The sequence below is a fragment of the Fredinandcohnia quinoae genome, from assembly GCF_022427965.1.
GTDB classification, from domain to species: domain Bacteria; phylum Bacillota; class Bacilli; order Bacillales; family Bacillaceae_L; genus Ferdinandcohnia; species Ferdinandcohnia quinoae.
This window is the reverse complement of record NZ_JAKTTI010000004.1, coordinates 131,517-149,996: the sequence shown is the minus strand read 5'-3', so window position 1 is coordinate 149,996 and position 18,480 is coordinate 131,517. Positions and strand designations below refer to the sequence as shown.

Annotated in this window: 17 protein-coding genes; 15 read left to right on the top strand and 2 right to left on the bottom strand. The window is 38.4% G+C overall.

Features of this window, described 5'->3' with window-relative positions:
- The first annotated feature begins 5 nt into the window (after positions 1-5).
- The 4 genes from pcrA to pruA all read left to right on the top strand — a co-directional run bounded on the left by pcrA (position 6) and on the right by pruA (position 7,176).
- Positions 6-2,222 carry a DNA helicase PcrA gene (gene pcrA / locus MJG50_RS04970; RefSeq protein ID WP_240253257.1) on the top strand — a complete coding sequence of 739 codons (2,217 nt, stop codon included), beginning with the start codon at positions 6-8 and terminating at the stop codon, positions 2,220-2,222.
- Positions 2,223-2,238: 16 nt separating this feature from the next.
- Positions 2,239-4,236: an NAD-dependent DNA ligase LigA gene (ligA, locus tag MJG50_RS04965; RefSeq protein ID WP_240253255.1), complete on the top strand. Its 1,998-nt coding sequence runs from the start codon at positions 2,239-2,241 to the stop codon at positions 4,234-4,236.
- A gap of 12 nt (positions 4,237-4,248) precedes the next feature.
- On the top strand, positions 4,249-5,451 hold the full coding sequence (locus MJG50_RS04960; protein ID WP_240253253.1) for a CamS family sex pheromone protein: 1,203 nt from the start codon (positions 4,249-4,251) through the stop codon (positions 5,449-5,451).
- 177 nt (positions 5,452-5,628) lie between these two features.
- Entirely contained in the window at positions 5,629-7,176 is a 1,548-nt protein-coding gene (gene pruA, locus MJG50_RS04955) for an L-glutamate gamma-semialdehyde dehydrogenase (RefSeq protein ID WP_240253252.1), read from the top strand.
- 86 nt (positions 7,177-7,262) lie between these two features.
- Here pruA and MJG50_RS04950 read toward each other — a convergent pair whose 3' ends face one another.
- Entirely contained in the window at positions 7,263-7,565 is a 303-nt protein-coding gene (locus MJG50_RS04950) for an iron-sulfur cluster assembly accessory protein (RefSeq protein ID WP_240253251.1), read from the bottom strand.
- Between the two features lie 247 nt (positions 7,566-7,812).
- Positions 7,813-8,130, bottom strand: a complete 318-nt coding sequence (locus MJG50_RS04945; protein WP_240253250.1) for a thioredoxin family protein — start codon at positions 8,128-8,130, stop codon at positions 7,813-7,815.
- A gap of 266 nt (positions 8,131-8,396) precedes the next feature.
- On the opposite strand from MJG50_RS04945, the gene gatC reads away from it, so the two are divergent.
- The 11 genes from gatC (at position 8,397) to rlmD (ending at position 18,398) form a co-directional block, all read left to right on the top strand.
- Positions 8,397-8,687 carry an Asp-tRNA(Asn)/Glu-tRNA(Gln) amidotransferase subunit GatC gene (gene gatC, locus MJG50_RS04940; RefSeq protein ID WP_240253249.1) on the top strand — a complete coding sequence of 97 codons (291 nt, stop codon included), beginning with the start codon at positions 8,397-8,399 and terminating at the stop codon, positions 8,685-8,687.
- A 15-nt stretch (positions 8,688-8,702) separates the two neighbouring features.
- The gene (gene gatA, locus MJG50_RS04935; RefSeq protein ID WP_240253248.1) at positions 8,703-10,157 is read left to right on the top strand and encodes an Asp-tRNA(Asn)/Glu-tRNA(Gln) amidotransferase subunit GatA; all 1,455 of its coding nucleotides are present in this window, start codon (positions 8,703-8,705) and stop codon (positions 10,155-10,157) included.
- Between the two features lie 12 nt (positions 10,158-10,169).
- A complete protein-coding gene (gatB, locus tag MJG50_RS04930) occupies positions 10,170-11,600 on the top strand; it encodes an Asp-tRNA(Asn)/Glu-tRNA(Gln) amidotransferase subunit GatB (protein WP_240253246.1) in 1,431 nt (476 codons plus the stop codon).
- Between the two features lie 23 nt (positions 11,601-11,623).
- Positions 11,624-11,812 carry a DUF3949 domain-containing protein gene (locus MJG50_RS04925; protein ID WP_345893204.1) on the top strand — a complete coding sequence of 63 codons (189 nt, stop codon included), beginning with the start codon at positions 11,624-11,626 and terminating at the stop codon, positions 11,810-11,812.
- A gap of 121 nt (positions 11,813-11,933) precedes the next feature.
- On the top strand, positions 11,934-12,449 hold the full coding sequence (locus tag MJG50_RS04920) for a sigma-70 family RNA polymerase sigma factor (RefSeq protein WP_240253245.1): 516 nt from the start codon (positions 11,934-11,936) through the stop codon (positions 12,447-12,449).
- Complete coding sequence (locus tag MJG50_RS04915) at positions 12,449-12,892, top strand: anti-sigma factor family protein (protein ID WP_240253243.1); 444 nt, start codon at positions 12,449-12,451, stop codon at positions 12,890-12,892. Before MJG50_RS04920 ends, MJG50_RS04915 begins: the two co-directional genes overlap by 1 nt.
- Positions 12,892-13,986, top strand: coding sequence for a hypothetical protein (locus tag MJG50_RS04910; protein ID WP_240253241.1), 1,095 nt, complete (start codon positions 12,892-12,894; stop codon positions 13,984-13,986). Before MJG50_RS04915 ends, MJG50_RS04910 begins: the two co-directional genes overlap by 1 nt.
- On the top strand, positions 13,986-14,936 hold the full coding sequence (locus MJG50_RS04905; RefSeq protein ID WP_240253240.1) for an exosporium protein E: 951 nt from the start codon (positions 13,986-13,988) through the stop codon (positions 14,934-14,936). The genes MJG50_RS04910 and MJG50_RS04905 overlap by 1 nt, the downstream gene beginning before the upstream one ends.
- A 15-nt stretch (positions 14,937-14,951) precedes the next feature.
- Positions 14,952-15,518, top strand: a complete 567-nt coding sequence (locus MJG50_RS04900; RefSeq protein ID WP_240253238.1) for a GNAT family N-acetyltransferase — start codon at positions 14,952-14,954, stop codon at positions 15,516-15,518.
- 394 nt (positions 15,519-15,912) lie between these two features.
- Positions 15,913-16,830 carry a diacylglycerol kinase gene (locus MJG50_RS04895; protein ID WP_240253237.1) on the top strand — a complete coding sequence of 306 codons (918 nt, stop codon included), beginning with the start codon at positions 15,913-15,915 and terminating at the stop codon, positions 16,828-16,830.
- A gap of 185 nt (positions 16,831-17,015) precedes the next feature.
- Positions 17,016-18,398, top strand: a complete 1,383-nt coding sequence (gene rlmD / locus MJG50_RS04890) for a 23S rRNA (uracil(1939)-C(5))-methyltransferase RlmD (RefSeq protein ID WP_240253235.1) — start codon at positions 17,016-17,018, stop codon at positions 18,396-18,398.
- Positions 18,399-18,480 lie beyond the last annotated feature (82 nt).

Below are 18,480 nucleotides of genomic sequence, written 5' to 3'. Positions count from 1 at the left end.
AAAGATTGCAATTCATAAGTAATAAGTTATTAACGGGATTAAATAAAAAACAACAAGAAGCAGTAAAGTCTACAGATGGTCCACTTCTGATAATGGCTGGAGCGGGAAGTGGAAAAACACGTGTGCTTACCCACCGAATTGCATACCTCATGGTGGAAAAGGAAATCGCACCATGGAATATACTCGCGATTACGTTCACAAATAAAGCAGCACGTGAAATGAAAGAACGTGTACAAAGAATTTTAGGTGGGGCAGCAGAGGATATTTGGATTTCTACCTTCCACTCGATGTGCGTTCGAATTTTACGAAGAGATATTGATCGAATCGGGTTCAATCGAAACTTCTCGATTCTAGACACGACCGATCAATTATCAGTCATTAAAAATATTTTAAAAGAGAAAAATATTGATCCGAAAAAGTTCGATCCACGTAGTATTCTTGGGACGATTAGTAGTGCAAAGAATGAACTAGTAACGGCAGAAGAATATGCAAAAAATGCTGGCGGGTGGTATGACCAAGTTGTCAGTGATGTGTATACGATGTACCAAAAAAGACTACGAAAAAACCAAGCATTAGATTTTGATGACCTCATTATGATGACTATTCAATTATTCCAACGTGTTCCAGAGGTGTTAGAATTTTATCAACGAAAGTTTCAATATATTCATGTTGATGAGTATCAGGATACGAACCGTGCTCAATATTTATTAGTAAAATTGCTTGCATCTCGGTTTAAAAACCTATGCGTTGTTGGTGATTCTGATCAATCAATTTATCGCTGGCGTGGTGCCGATATTGCAAATATTTTATCATTTGAAAAAGATTACCCAAGCGCAAGTGTGATTTTATTGGAGCAAAATTATCGCTCGACAAAGCGCATCCTCCAAGCGGCAAACGAAGTCATTGAAAAAAATGCGAACCGAAAGCCGAAGAATCTTTGGACGGAAAATGATGAAGGCAATAAAATCATTTATTACCGTGCTGATAGTGAAGCGATGGAAGCGCAATTTGTGACCGGGAAAATTAGAGAATTGGTTAATAGCGGGGCAAGAAAGTATGCTGATATAGCGATTTTATATCGAACAAATGCCCAATCGCGTGTAATGGAGGAAGTTCTTTTAAAATCAAATATATCGTATCAAATTGTTGGCGGTATTAAGTTCTACGACCGTAAGGAAATTAAGGATATTCTCGCATACCTACGTGTAATTGCTAATCCAGATGATGATATTAGCTTAGCAAGAATTATCAATGTACCAAAGCGTGGAGTTGGTGCGACCTCACTTGATAAAATTGCAAATTATGCGATCGCTAATGAGCTTTCCATTTTCCAAGCACTTCATGAAATTGAGCAAATTGGGGTAAGTGGGAAGGTCACGAATACATTAAGAGAATTCAGAGACCAAATTCAAAATTGGGGTCAAATGCAGGAATTTCTATCTGTAACAGAGCTCGTTGAACAGGTAATTGATAAGACAGGTTACAAAGATGCGTTAAAGGCGGAAAAAACCCTTGAAGCGCAAAGCCGCCTTGAGAATATTGATGAATTTTTGTCTGTAACACAAAATTTTGAAAAACAAAATGATGATAAAAGCTTGGTTGCATTTTTAACTGACCTAGCATTAGTTGCGGATATTGATAAACTTGAGGAAGATGAAACCGACAAAAACGATGCAGTTGTATTGATGACATTACACTCCGCGAAGGGTCTTGAATTCCCGGTTGTCTTTTTAATTGGCTTAGAGGAAGGAGTTTTTCCACATAGTCGATCCCTTATGGAAGAGGCAGAAATGGAAGAGGAGCGGAGACTCGCGTATGTTGGGATAACTCGAGCTGAGCAGGAGCTTTATATCACGAATGCGCAAATGCGGACATTGTATGGGCGTACGTCGATGAATTCAGTTTCTCGTTTCATTAAGGAAATTCCTGAGGAGCTTATTGAAGATTTTGGAGAGCAACTTAAACAAGAACGACTTCAACAACATCGTAAAGCTACCCCGTTCCCTTCAAGACCTGCAGTTGCTCGTCCTGTTGCGACATCGACTGGTGGAGATGAAATCGGCTGGAATGTCGGAGATAAGGCAGAGCATAAAAAATGGGGAATTGGCACCGTTGTAAGTGTAAAAGGTGATGGAGAATCGAAGGAGCTTGATATTGCATTCCCAAGCCCAACTGGTATTAAACGTTTGTTAGCTAAATTTGCGCCAATCACAAAGGCTTAGATAAGGAGATACCTTAATGGATAATAAATTAAGAGTAAGCGAACTTCATGAGCTTTTAAATCAATATAATTATGAATATCATGTATTAGATAAACCAAGTGTACCTGATTCGGAGTATGACCGTTTAATGCAGGAGCTTATTAAACTCGAGGAAGAGAACCCGGAGTTAAAGACCGCAGATTCTCCAACAGTTCGTGTCGGTGGGCAAGTATTAGAGGGATTTCAGAAGGTTGAGCACCGGATTCCGATGCTTAGCCTAGGAAATGCTTTTAACGAGCAGGACTTACGGGATTTTGATCGCCGTGCTCGCCAAGCGGTTGGGGAGACAGTATCTTATGTTTGTGAATTGAAAATTGATGGTTTAGCTGTTTCACTTATGTACGAGAATGGTATTTTTGTTCAAGGCTCTACTCGTGGAGATGGGACAATAGGTGAAGAGATTTCAGTGAATTTAAAAACAGTCCGTTCGATTCCACTGCGTTTAAAGGAACCAGTAAATATTGAAGTACGTGGAGAGGTTTTTATGCCACGTAAATCCTTTGAAAAATTAAATGCCGGCCGTCTCGAAAATGAAGAGGAACCTTTTGCAAACCCGCGAAATGCTGCGGCAGGTTCATTAAGACAGCTTGATCCAAAGGTTGCAGCAAAGAGGAATCTTGATGTATTCATCTATAATATTGCAGATACAAGTAAAACAAATGTTGTTTCACATAGTGACGGATTGAATTGGCTGGAGAAAATTGGTTTTAAAACAAATCGAGAACGTAGAAAGTGCGCAACTATTGATGAGGTAATTGAGTATGTGAATGAGTGGGTAGTTAAACGCCCAGAACTCACGTATGATATTGATGGAATTGTTATTAAGGTTGATTCACTTGATCAGCAAGAGGAGCTTGGGTTTACTGCAAAAAGTCCACGGTGGGCGATAGCTTATAAGTTTCCTGCTGAAGAGGTTGTTACAAAGCTTATTGATATCGAATTAAGTGTCGGCCGAACAGGTGTCATTACGCCAACAGCGATATTGGAGCCTGTACTTGTTGCCGGAACAACGGTCCAACGCGCATCCCTTCATAATGAAGATTTAATTCGTGAAAAAGATATAAAAATTGGTGACCCTGTTGTTGTAAAAAAGGCTGGGGATATTATTCCAGAGGTTGTGAATGTTCTAATTGAGCAACGGACTGGTGAAGAAATCGAATTCCATATGCCGACTCACTGTCCAGAATGCGAGAGTGAATTAGTGCGCCTTGATGGTGAAGTTGCATTAAGATGTATTAATCCAAAGTGTCCGGCTCAAATTCGCGAAGGACTCATCCATTTCGTTTCACGTAATGCGATGAATATTGATGGACTAGGTGAAAAGGTAATATCACAGCTTTTCAAAGAGGAATTAATCGTTGATGTGGCTGACCTATATAAATTAACAAAAGAACAAGTACTTCAATTAGAAAGAATGGGCGAAAAATCAGCTAGTAACCTTGTTGCGGCAATAGATGCGTCAAAACAGAATTCACTCGAAAAACTCCTATTCGGGCTTGGAATTCGTCATGTTGGGGCAAAGGCAGCAAAGACATTAGCACAGTATTTTGAAACAATGGAAAAGTTGCAGCATTCAACCAAGGAAGAATTAACAGCAATTAATGAAATTGGTGAAAAAATGGCAGATGCAATTGTCACTTATTTTGAATTACCTGAAGTTCAAGAACTACTCAAGGAACTACGGGATTACGGTGTTAATCTGGAATATAAAGGACCTAAGGCAATATCTGTTGAAAATAGTGATTCCTATTTTTCTGGTAAGACAATTGTCCTCACTGGGAAGCTAGAACAATTAACTAGGAATGATGCAAAAGCAGAGATTGAAGCATTAGGTGGAAAAGTAACAGGTAGTGTAAGTAAAAGTACGGATCTCTTAATTGCTGGTGAGGCAGCTGGTTCAAAGCTTACGAAAGCACAAGAGTTGAATATTGAAATATGGGATGAGGACCGTTTGGTCCAAGAATTGAGGAAGTAAGAGGTGTTAGGCTTGAGAAGACTACTAATACTAGGGGTATCTTTACTACTTCTTCTCGCCGGTTGTGCTCCGAAATTTGGTGAGGATACAGAGGTAGTTCAGAAAACAAATGAAAAGGGAGAAAAGGCAATTATCCCGAAATATAATATTTCTGAATCGTATTATCGCTCTATTTTACCTTTTAAAACGGGAATAGCAAGGGGTATCGTTTCGGAAAATGTTAATAATCGTTTGGATGTTAATGAATTTGAGACAGGGTTAATGCGGATTGCTCAGGAATCATTTCCGTCTGATAAATATTATTATCAAGAAGGGCAAAATATAGAAAAGAAAACGATTCAAGCTTGGCTTACGCGTAAACTTTCAGCTGCACAATATGCTGCTTTGGAGAAGAAAGAGAAGAAAAAGGCACCGAATGAAGGGTTAAATCCAATATTTGAGCCCGGGAACGATGCTTCTAAATATGAAGAACTAATGAAAAATAGTCCGATCTATCTTTCAACTGTTTTAGAACAAAACTATCTAGTGAAAAATAATGATGATAAGCTCGAACTAGGTGGAATCGTCATCGGATTAGGGATGAATTCTCATTATTATTATAATCTTCCTGATCAGGTGGGAGGTTACCCTCGTGACGTAACCATTGACAAAGAAACAGTTGAAAAAGAAGGAAAAAGGATTGCAGAGGAAATTATCCAGCGAATGCGTAGTAATGAAGCTTATAAAGATATAAAAGATGTCCCTATTGTTATCGCTCTTTTTAAACAGGAAGCAACTAGTTCCATTGCGCCTGGTAATTTCATCGCAAAAGCTACAGTTAATGCAAATAGTGCGGAGATAAATAAATGGGAGAATATAAATGAAGAATATTATTTCTTCCCATCAAAGGATGCCAAAAAGGTTTATCGAGAGGATTCTGTCATGTTTGAAAACTTTTCATCTGATGTTGAAGAATTCTTTCCGAATTTTACTGCCGTTATTGGTCAAGGCTTTTATAAAGATGATGAATTAAGAGAGTTAACTCTCACGGTACCAATGGAATTCCATGGGAAGGCAGAAGTTATTGCTTTTACACAATATATAACAGGCCTGATTATGGAGCATTTTGATGACTATATTTCAGTGCAAGTCTATATATCCTCTGAGGATGGACCAGAAAGTGTGATTGTCCGGGAAGCAGGAGAGAAAGAGCCGTTCGTACATGTATATAATTAGTACATTTAGATCTAACTCAAGAATGGGTTAGATCTTTTTTGAAATGAGTTAATTAAAGTGATGAAAAAACTTAAAATTACAACTATTACCACATTGTTTGAAGAAGTCAAGTATATCTTGTAGAATATGATTGTATGTTGTAAACGCTTTTTGAATTTGAAAGGGAGGCGAAGATGGATGGTTGTACCATACAAACATGAACCATTTACAGATTTTTCAATTGAAGCAAATAAGAAGGCCTTTGAAGCTGGTTTAGCAACTGTAGAGGCTTATCTTGGTAAGGACTATGATTTAATTATTGGTGGAGAACGTATTTCAACTGAAGATAAAATTGTCTCTGTTAATCCTGCTAACAAGGAAGAAATTGTAGGACGTGTATCAAAGGCAAACCGTGAGCTTGCTGAAAAAGCAATGCAGGTTGCAGATAAGACATTCCAAACATGGAGAAAATCCAGCCCAGAAATGCGTGCTGATATTCTGTTCCGTGCTGCAGCAATTGTACGTCGCCGCAAACATGAGTTTTCTGCAATTCTAGTAAAAGAAGCAGGTAAACCATGGAATGAAGCAGATGCAGATACAGCTGAAGGAATTGACTTCATGGAGTATTATGGACGTCAAATGCTGAAATTAAAAGACGGAATTCCTGTAGAAAGTCGTCCGATTGAATATAATCGTTTTTCATATATTCCTTTAGGTGTAGGGGTTATTATTTCTCCTTGGAACTTTGCTTTTGCTATTATGGCTGGAATGACAACTGCTGCAATTGTTACAGGTAACACGGTGTTATTGAAACCAGCAAGTACAACTCCGGTTATCGCAGCAAAATTCATGGAAGTATTAGAAGAAGCTGGTCTGCCAGCTGGAGTAGTTAACTACGTTCCAGGAAGTGGCTCTGAAGTTGGTGATTACTTAGTAGATCACGCGCGCACTCGTTTCATTAGTTTCACAGGATCACGTGATGTAGGCTTACGTATTTACGAACGTGCTTCAAAGCTGAACGAAGGCCAAATTTGGTTAAAACGTGTAATTGCTGAAATGGGTGGTAAGGATACAATCGTTGTAGATAAAGAAGCTGATCTTGAATTAGCTGCTAAATCAATCGTTGCATCTGCTTTCGGATTCTCAGGTCAAAAATGTTCTGCATGTTCACGAGCAGTTATCGTTGAGGATGTGTATGATCAAGTATTAAACCGTGCAGTCGAGTTAACGAAGGAATTAACAGTTGGTGATACAACAAATCCATCAATGTACATGGGTCCTGTTAATGACCAAGCTGCATTCGATAAAATTATGAGTTATGTTGAAATTGGTAAGCAAGAAGGAAGACTTCTTCATGGTGGACAAGGCGATGATTCAAAAGGCTGGTTCATTCAACCTACAATCGTTGCTGATGTCGCTGAAGATGCACGCCTAATGAAGGAAGAAATCTTCGGGCCAGTTGTTGCATTCTGTAAAGCTCGCGATTTTGATCATGCAATTGAGATTGCGAATAACACAGAATACGGTTTAACTGGTGCAGTTATCACAAACAATCGTGCAAACATTGAAAAAGCACGTGAAGATTTCCATGTAGGAAACCTTTACTTCAACCGTGGCTGTACTGGAGCAATCGTTGGCTACCAACCATTTGGTGGTTTCAATATGTCAGGTACAGACTCAAAAGCTGGTGGCCCAGACTACCTTGTTCTTCATATGCAAGGAAAAACAACATCAGAAATGTTTTAACTAGTAAAAACCTCCCCAAGGTGATGGGGAGGTTTTTGTATATGACAGTAGAAAAGCGAGGAGCATTCCTCGCTTTTGTTAAGATATTAATGGTGATGATGTCCTTTTGAAGGATTGGTGATGACAAATCCTTCTTCTGGTACGTAAAAGAATTGAATCCAAACACCATCAAGAAAATCTGCATCCCGTGTATCAAGTAGTATGTCGATATCTTTGTCTGTTTTGACAATCTCATCATGTTCTGTCGGATTATCAAACTGAAGCGCATAATGGGCATGGTCTCCGTGCTGTTCAGTAATGATTACACGAATCATTTTACCCTCAGATTCTGGATCATTTAACATTTTATTCATTACTTTTGCTGCATTTCGGTTAATTTTAACCTTCATTGTGTTAAGTCTCCTTATATAAAAAATGTAGTTGTTAAATATCACTGTAAAAGTGCTAACGGCCGTATTTTCAGAATAATGACCGTATTTTCAGGCTAACGGCCGTATTTTTCGAATAACGACCGTAAATTGAAAATAACGGCCGTATTTTTGTGTTTACACATAAAAATGAGGAAAATCTTATACTATTTTCAAAAAAAGTACGAATTAAAGAGCTTAGAATATAATCTCCAAGCTCTTACATGCATTAAATCCCTAAACCTTCTAAAAACTCATTCACTTCTTCAGGTGATTTTGCATTTGCACTGTGTAAATGCCCAAGCTTTTCTCCACCTTTGTAATAAAGTAGACTTGGGATTCCCATTACATTATATTTCTCAGCGAATTCTGGGAACTCATCCTTGTCAATACTATGCCAGCTTATTTGATTATGATTAGCAATAATATCATCAATGAACATTTCCAAACGTCTGCAATCTGGGCACCATGTCGTATCGAAAATCACAATAGCTCCGTTTGAATTAATGACCTCATTAAAACGTTCAGCAGAATTTATCTTTTCCATTTCATTCACTCCAACATGTTTAATATGTATTAAATATAGCAAATTTCTCCATTGATTGACGAATATTATGCTTCAAAAGTATTCAAGTGTCAAAGCTAAGCTTTTTTAGAGGCCGATAGCTGGATAGGTGCAAAGGTGCAAGGTGCTATGTATTAGTATGGAGAGAAATTTACGGTGGTATGTTGGAAATTGTTGCCGTGGAGGGTAAAACTTTGTTATTATCAGTAGTAATATTGCGGTCGTATAGCCATGGAGGTGAATGAAGAATGTCTAGAATTTCGATTAATGAAGTTAAGCATGTTGCGAATTTAGCACGTTTGGCTGTTACAGAAGAAGAAGCTGAAATGTTTCAAGAACAGTTGGATGCGATCATTACGTTTGCAGAGCAATTGAATGAATTGGATACAGAAGGAGTTCAGCCAACAACCCATGTTCTTACTATGAAAAATATCCTTCGTGAAGATAAAGCAACCGAAGGATTACCTATAGAGGAAGTATTGAAAAATGCACCAGATGCAAAAGATGGACAAATTCGAGTACCATCAATAATTGAATAAGGAGGGGAGCATATTATGTCTCTATTTGACCACAAGGTTTCGGAATTACATGACCTTTTACATAAAAAAGAAATATCAATTACTGACTTAGTTGATGAATCATATAAACGGATTCATGAGGTCGAGAATAAGGTACAGGCCTTTTTAACATTAGATGAAGAAAATGCAAGAACATATGCGAAGCAACTGGATGATGCAATTAGCAATAGTGAAAATAATGTTCTCTTCGGTATGCCAATTGGAATCAAGGACAATATTGTCACGAAAGGGCTTCGCACTACTGCCGCAAGTAAAATTCTTGAAAACTTTGATCCAATTTATGATGCAACAGTTATTCAAAAGTTAAAAGCTACTCAAACGGTTACGATAGGGAAATTAAATATGGATGAGTTTGCAATGGGCTCTTCCAACGAAAACTCAAGCTATAAAGTGACTAGAAACCCATGGGACACAGATCGGGTACCTGGTGGCTCCAGTGGTGGTTCTGCAGCAGCAGTGGCTTCTGGGGAAGTACTCTTTTCATTAGGTTCTGACACGGGTGGATCTATTCGTCAACCTGCTGCTTTTTGTGGAGTTGTTGGATTAAAGCCTACATATGGACGTGTATCGCGCTTTGGGCTGATCGCATTTGCATCTTCATTAGACCAAATCGGACCGATTACACGTACAGTTGAAGATAATGCCTATCTTCTTCAAACAATCTCAGGACTAGATGAGATGGATTCGACTTCTGCAAATGTCGATGTACCGAACTTTTTATCATCATTAACTGGCGATGTGAAGGGTCTAAAAATCGCTGTTCCAAAAGAATACCTAGGTGAAGGCGTTAATGAAGAGGTTCGTCAATCTGTGCTCGAAGCACTAAAGGTACTTGAAGGACTTGGTGCTACATGGGAAGAAGTTTCACTTCCACACTCAAAATATGCATTAGCAACTTATTATCTTTTATCATCATCAGAAGCTTCTGCAAATCTAGCTCGCTTTGATGGTGTAAGATATGGTTATCGTACGGATAATGCGTCAAATTTACTTGAGTTGTACAAGCAAACGAGAAGTGAAGGCTTTGGCGATGAAGTCAAACGTCGTATCATGCTTGGAACATTCGCACTAAGCTCAGGCTACTATGATGCGTATTATAAAAAAGCACAAAAAGTCCGTACATTAATTAAAAAGGACTTTGAAGATGTATTTGAAAAATATGATGTTATTGTCGGACCAACTACGCCAACACCAGCCTTTAAAATTGGCGAAAACACGAAGGATCCAATGACAATGTACGCAAATGATATTTTAACAATCCCGGTAAACTTAGCTGGAGTACCAGGAATTTCGGTGCCTTGTGGATTCTCGGAAGGTCTTCCACTTGGATTACAAATCATCGGAAAGCATTTTGATGAAGGTACTATTTATCGAGTTGCACACGCATTTGAGCAAGCAACTGATCATCATAAAAAGAAACCACAATTGTAAGGGGTGAAAAAGATGAAATATGAAACGGTCATTGGGCTTGAGGTCCATGTTGAATTAAAAACACAATCAAAAATATTTTCAAGCAGTCCTAATGAATTTGGTGCTCCGCCAAATTCACTAACAAGTGTCGTCGAACTAGGTTATCCTGGGGTTCTTCCTGTTTTAAACAAAACAGCTGTTGAATATGCGATGCGTGCAGCGATGGCACTGAATTGTGAGGTTGCTACAGATACAAAATTTGATCGTAAAAACTACTTTTACCCAGATAATCCGAAAGCCTACCAAATCTCTCAATTTGATAAGCCGATTGGGGAACATGGCTGGATTGATATTGAAGTGAATGGGGAAAAGAAACGAATCGGTATTACTCGTCTTCATTTAGAAGAGGATGCAGGTAAGCTGACACATACAGGGGATGGTTATTCATTAGTCGACTACAATCGTCAAGGTACACCCCTTATTGAGATTGTGTCTGAACCGGATATCCGTACTCCAGAGGAAGCTTATGCATACCTTGAAAAATTAAAATCAATCATTCAGTACACGGGTGTGTCTGACTGTAAAATGGAGGAAGGCTCACTTCGTTGTGATGCGAATATTTCATTGCGTCCAGTTGGACAAGAGGAATTCGGTACAAAAACGGAGCTGAAAAACTTGAACTCATTTGCGTTTGTTCAAAAAGGATTAGAATATGAACAAACAAGACAAGCAGAGGTTCTTTCAGCAGGTGGAGAAATTGGGCAGGAAACACGACGATATGATGAAGCAACGAAAACAACATTGTTAATGCGTGTTAAAGAAGGCTCTGATGATTACCGTTACTTCCCAGAGCCTGATCTAGTTGAACTCTATATTGATGATGAATGGAAAGAAAGGGTTCGTGCGCAAATCCCAGAGCTTCCAGATGCACGTCAAAAACGATATACAGAAGAACTCGGTCTTCCAGCTTATGATGCTGCCGTACTAACTGTAACAAAAGAAATGGCGGATTTCTTTGAGGAAACAGTAGCAGGTGGGGCGGATGCAAAACAAGCTTCTAACTGGATTATGGGTGAGGTTTCTGGCTATTTAAATGCAGAACAAAAAGAATTACATGAGATTGCCCTTACTCCTTCAGGATTAGCTGGCATGATCAAACTAATTGAAGATGGAACGATTTCATCTAAAATCGCGAAAACCGTTTTCAAAGAGTTAATCGAAAATGGTGGAGATGCAGAAACCATCGTCAAAGAAAAAGGACTTGTTCAAATCTCTGATGAGGGTGCACTTACAAGTATAATTGTTGAAATTCTTGATAAAAATCCACAATCAATCGAAGACTTTAAAAGTGGAAAAGGGAAAGCGATTGGCTTCTTAGTAGGTCAGGTCATGAAACAAACAAAAGGCCAAGCAAATCCACAAATGGTAAACAAGATTTTAGTTGAAGAAATGAATAAGCGTTAAAGTGATGGTTGAGGATCAGACTTGTGTCTGGTCCTTTTTTGAATAGACAGAAAAGGGATAATGGAAATATTTCCTTTGAACAACAAGAAATGCAATACAATCTTCAAGGAGATCTACTAACAATACCATCAACACTTATCGCTACTTTAATCTATAAACTTCTCCATTTGAATAATAAAAAATACTATAACCGGCTGGCCTTCAATATGTGAGGGCCTTTTTTTATTTTTTTTATAAAAAAGTGTAGGGTATAGTAGGAGTAAGTTCGTCTATTAAGGTAGACAAGAGAGAAAGGGGGGGAGCACGATTCAAGATGAGTTACTAGTAAAAAAGGTGAGGGCAGGCGATGAGCATGCGTTTCGCTTACTTGTTGAAAGATATAAGAATAGCATTTTCAAAGTCATCTATCCGATTCTAAAGAATGAAAAGGATGCGGAGGATGCGGCTCAAGAAGTGTTTCTGAAAATTTATTATGCTCTCCCCGAGTATAATTCTCAAGGTCTAAAGACGTGGATGACACGGATTGCGGTGAATCATGCAATTGATATGAAGCGTAAAAAGCAGCGGCAAAAGGAGATAACTATTGAACCAGAGGAATTTTCACAACTCTCTCAGTCTGATGAAAATGTGGTTGTACCCCTTTTACGTAAAGAACAAAGAGAACTGGTTCGTAATCGATTAGATGAAATGCCCCCGAATTATCGGGAAGTTATTTATGCGTATTACATAACCGAGAAGAGCTATAAACAAATTGCTGACGAGCAGCGAGTTGAAGTTAAGACGGTTGAAACGAAGCTATATCGGGCTAGAAGTTGGATGAAGAAGCATTGGAAGGAGGATGATTTTTGATGAAGCATTTCAGCGAGGATGATTGGTTGACATATATTAAGGATGAGCTATCTGAGTCGAAGCGAGAAGAGCTTGAAGATCATTTATTTTCCTGTGACCAGTGTATGGACGTCTATATAAAATTGATAGATACCCAAGCCGAGCAACTTCCAGACTTAGATGATAGTAGCTTCACAGATGAAGTAATGGCTAAGCTTCCACAAAAGAAGGCAAGAAAAAGAACTGTTTATCAACATCCGTTATTTCATTATGGAGTCGCAGCAATTATTACAATCACGTTGATGACAACAGGCGTTTTCCAAAGCATTACAGGCATTGTTGCTACGGTTGAGGCATCATCGTCGATGTCAAAGCAAGAGCAAACTCTATCAAATAGCTTAATGGAAAAGGCGTTATCTATATTTGACAAAATCGAACCACGACAAAAAGGAGGCAAAGAATAATGAATAAAAATCCATTACTCGCATTTTTTCTCTCGTTTATACCGGGAGTTGGGTTTTTTTATGTAAATCGTAATGTAAAAGGGTTTCTATACGGATTTTTTGGTATTGGATCAGTGGCTTTTGGTCTTTTTATAGCAATGGTTGATTATGCACCACAGGTGTTTTTTGTAGGTGCAGGATTTGGAATTGTCGTTACGGCTATTAATTTATTGGATATGGTTCTGTATCTATTGAAAAATTCTCAGAAGTCCGTGCAAACTGGACAGAATGACGGAGTGACCGCAGTTCAGCCACAAATACGAAATGATGAATCTGAACGTTTTTATACAATCTTGCTGTCATTTATTCCGGGGCTTGGCCATTTTCAACTAGGCTTAATGAATAGAGGGTTGACGTTTTTAATAGGTTTCTTTGGACTAGGGACGATGATTTTCTTTATCACAGTATTTACAAGTCAGGATGGATTTTTGGTATTCCTCGGAATCCTGCCGATTCTCTGGGTGTACAATATGTTTGATGCGATTCAACAGGTTGGTAAGAAACAAAGGGGCGAGGAACTTGTCGATCGTACCATATTAGAAGATCTTGAGGAAACAAAGAAAGAACAAGGGAAAAAGAGTAAAACATTAGCAACTGTATTATCAATATTTCCTGGTGCTGGCCATATGTACCTTGGATTGCAGAAACGCGGCCTACAGTTAATGGCAGCTTTCTTGTTTGGAATCTATATTTTAGATAGTTTAAGACTTTCCCTTTTCATGTTTTTGATTCCAATTATTTGGTTTTATAGCTTTTTTGATGCATTACAAAAGGTTTCGAAGCATGGGGAAGAGGAACTTGAGGATATTCCAGTAATTTCGTATTTCATGAATCACCAAAAATGGATTGGAATTGGCCTATTAGCACTTGGTTTGTACTACATGTTTGATAGTATCGTGATTCCAGCAATTGCACCAAGCATTAATCTTAACTTTGGAATCGATATTCGCTACTTGTACTATAACTACTTCCAAGGCACAATTATTTGTATTTTATTAATTGGCGGTGGCTTAAAGTTATTGTTCGGAAGTAAAAGCAAGAAGGAGAGTGCATGATGAGAAAATGGCGAGTTGGTACAATATCAATGGGGCTGTCCCTCGTACTTTTAGGGGTGCTCCTGTTCATATCACAGGTTAGTGATATCAAAATGGTTGAGCCACTACTTGTGTGGTGGCCGCTCATTTTAGTCGTACTAGGAATCGAAATTCTAGTGTACCTCTTTTTATCAAAGCAAGAGAATCCGGTTGTAAAATATGATTTTCTAAGCATTCTATTTGTTGGGATTATCGGGACAATTGGGATTGGTTTTACGATTCTTAGTTCAACTGGTCTTTTAACAGAGGCACAAAAATTTGTTGGGGCAGAGCATACAACACTTAATCTTCCCGAAGTTAAGGAAGAACTTTCAACTACAGTTAAACGAATTGTCGTTGATACGAATAACACAGTGAATATTGAAGGTTCTAATGCAAATGAATTACATGTGTTTGGTACATACCGTGCAACGATTAATAAGGATGTCCATGCGCCAATTCAGGATAAGGATGATTATGTATTAACGAAGATTGTTGGAGATACAATGTATGTGACGTTAAAAGAGCCAGCTAACTATGAGGGGCCATTCTCAACTTATACGGCGATGGAGCCTACCATTATCGTGCCGAACAGCATTAGTCTTGAAGTTAGGGGAGATCATAATAATCTTGAACTATACCCAGGTTCTCTTGAGAACAATTGGAATGTGAATGGCGCTTCCTATGTTACCGTTCATGTTAACAAGACAAATGATGTATTGTTGACTGCTACATCTAATAATGATTTGAAGGATGGGCATGTAAAATGGGATTCGATTGAAACGACTGATCGAGGTGGAATCGATGAAACATATGAAGAGGAAAGCAGCGAAAAGCTATATAAGGGAATTTTAAAGTTAGGCAATGGAACACATCGTCTCAACATTTTTAATAGTGAGCTCGTTTCTGTTAATCTAGTTGAAGGAAAATAGAATGGAGAGGATATGATGTTTGCATATCGTGTGAACGAACAAATCTCCATAGAACTTTTACAACAGCATCATAAAGAAGAATTATTTGATTTGATCGATTCAAATCGTGAGCATCTACGAAAATGGTTACTATGGGTAGATAAACGAAAATCAGCGGAAGATCTTGAACCGATTATCCCGATTTGGTTGAAAAATTATGCAGATAATAACGGATTTGATGCTGGTATTCGTTATGAAGGTAGATTAGTAGGAATGATTGGTCTTCATTATATAGATTGGAAAAATAAAACAACAAGTATCGGGTATTTTTTATCAGAAGATGCACAGAGTAAGGGTATTATTACAAAATGTATCCAATCTCTTTTATGCTATCTTTTTACCGAATTGGGTCTTAATCGTGTGGAAATTCAAGTTGCTGCGAGCAATTGTAAAAGCAGGGCAATTCCTGTACGTTTAGGGTTTACGAACGAGTGTATAAAGCGTCAAGGTCAATGGCTCTATGACCATTTTGAAGATTTGGTTACGTATAGTTTATTGGCGAGTGAATGGAATGCAAATCAAGATTTAAACGCTTCAGTTTGAGGCGTTTTTTCGTGGGCATTATAGTAAATAGGTATTCCGGTGCATGCTTTACGTATCGCGGTTGACTATAATGAGGTGTGAAGAATATATGGTAGTTAATTGGATTTTTTTGTTAGCTAAAAAATTGATAAAATTCGTTTGATGAGCTATTATGTGAAATAGTGAGTAACGGATTAACTTTATTCAGCAGAAGTCTCCCACTTCAATTATTGGTGAGATGAATGCAAATCAGTTTTCAATTTGCATGGGGGTTCATACACAACTGAATAAAGTTAAAGCCTCCGGCGGTTGCCTCAGATTTTTAAAGGGAATTTTCGAGCATGCTCGAAAAATCTGGGCGCAAATACGCCAAGGCGCATTTGATTAATTATATTTCAAAATAGGATGATGGGTAATGAAAAGAGCAAGAATTATATATAATCCAACTTCAGGCAGGGAGATTTTTAAAAGACATCTTCCCGAGGTGTTAATGAGACTTGAAGGTGCTGGATATGAAACATCTTGTCATGCGACAACATGTGAAGGTGATGCAACAAATGCTGCACGAATTGCTGTTGAAAGGAAATATGATCTTGTCGTAGCAGCGGGCGGTGATGGTACAATTAATGAAGTCGTTAATGGTCTTGCAGGACAGGAATACCGACCAACATTGGGAATTATTCCAGTCGGTACTACAAATGACTTTGCTCGTGCAATTGGTGTACCCCGAACAATCGAGGGAGCATGTGATGTTCTAGTTGAGGGCATTACTGCGCCAATTGATATTGGACGAGTCAATGATAAATATTTTATCAATATAGCTGGCGGAGGACGTTTGACCGAGTTAACATATGAAGTGCCAAGTAAGCTGAAGACCATGCTCGGACAGCTTGCTTATTACTTAAAGGGTATGGAGATCCTGCCGTCAATTAAGCCTACACATGTTAGTATTGAATATGATGGAAAGCTATTTGAAGGGGAAATCATGTTATTCCTTGTATCCCTAACAAATTCAGTAGGTGGATTTGAGAAGTTAGCTCCAGATTCATCATTGAATGATGGTTTATTCGACTTACTTATTCTAAAAAAGGCAAATTTAGCAGATTTTATAAAGGTTGCTTCACTCGCGATACGTGGGGAGCATATACATGATCCGCATGTAATTTATGCAAAAGCAAATCGGATTAAGGTAAATCCAACTGATAAAATGCAGTTGAACCTTGATGGGGAATACGGCGGCCTGCTCCCTGGAGAATTCGAAAATCTGTATCAGCATATTAATGTCCTTGTTGGAAAAGATAAGGCCGAAAAAATGGAGCTTACACAATCATAACTTGGCGATTTGCCAGGTTTTTTTCTTTGATTTTGGGGAGTTTAAGATGCTCTAGAGGTCACCATAACGGGTTCTAGGTACCTTAGAAGGGATTTATCTTTGATATTCCCCAAGTGAATTAGCGAACAATATAGATTTTATGATACAATCAGTTTTAGCATTTTGAAGGTAAAGGACGTAATGACATGACAAATGGTCAAGTATCAATTGAAAAAAATACATATTATGATGTGACATTTGAAGACCTCACCCATGATGGGGCAGGTGTTGCTAAAATAGATGGGTATCCAATTTTTGTACCAAATGCATTGCCAGATGAACGAGCAAAAATTAAAGTCATCAAAGTGAAAAAAGGCTACGGCTTTGGTAAGCTTATTGAAATATATGAAAAAGGTCCATATCGAGTTGACGCACCCTGCCCGGTATATAAAGAATGTGGTGGGTGCCAGCTTCAGCATATGAGTTATGAAGGTCAAATGGTCGCAAAGCAAAAACAAGTTCAGGAAGTACTGACCCGAATCGGAAAACTAAAAAATATCAAGGTCCACCCTGTTCTTGGAATGGAAAAACCATGGCGCTATCGAAACAAAGCACAAGTACCTGTTGCAGATCGCGAAGGTGGACTTGCAGCAGGATTTTACCAGCAACGCAGCCATGAAATCATTGACATGGAAGCTTGTATGATTCAACAGGAAAAAAATGATGAAGTTGTCCAAACTGTGAAAAGAATATGCGAAAAATATGGTGTGAAAGCATATGACGAACAAAACCACCGGGGTACACTTCGCCATATTATGGCGAGATATGGGCTTGTTACTGGTGAGATAATGGTAGTTCTTATCACAAGAACGAAGGATCTTCCGAATAAGAATAAAATTATTGATGAAATCACTGAACAAATTGTAGGAGTGAAATCAATTGCCCAAAACATCAACCCAAAGAAAACAAATGTAATATTTGGTGATGAAACGAACGTCCTTTGGGGTGAAGAATACATTTACGACAATATTGGTGAAATTAAGTTTGCCATTTCAGCACGGTCTTTTTACCAGGTCAACCCTGAACAAACGAAGGTGCTTTATGATAAAGCGCTAGAATATGCAAGCTTAACAGGTAAGGAAACGGTTATTGATGCGTATTGTGGCATTGGAACGATTACTTTATTTTTAGCTCAAAACGCAAAGCAGGTATATGGTGTTGAAATTGTTCCAGAAGCCATTGAAGATGCGAAACGTAATGCAATCCTAAATGGAATAGATAATGTTGAATTTGCAGTAGGTGAAGCAGAAGTCGTCATTCCAAACTGGAAAAAGGACGGAATTCATGCTGATGTAATTGTCGTCGATCCTCCACGTAAAGGCTGTGACGATGCATTACTGCAAACCATTATCGAAATGAAGCCAAAGCGGGTCGTGTATGTTTCATGTAACCCAGCAACATTGGCAAGGGATTTGCGAATACTTGAAGATGGTGGGTTTGAAACGGTAGAGGTGCAACCAGTAGACATGTTTCCGCACACGGTGCATGTGGAGTGTGTAGCCCAGCTCATATTAAAAGAAGGCAACTAACCCTATGGGAGTTGCCTTTTCATGTTTCTTGTAACGGATATACAAATTAGTTATTAAAAAAGAACGATTTGAATAGATAATC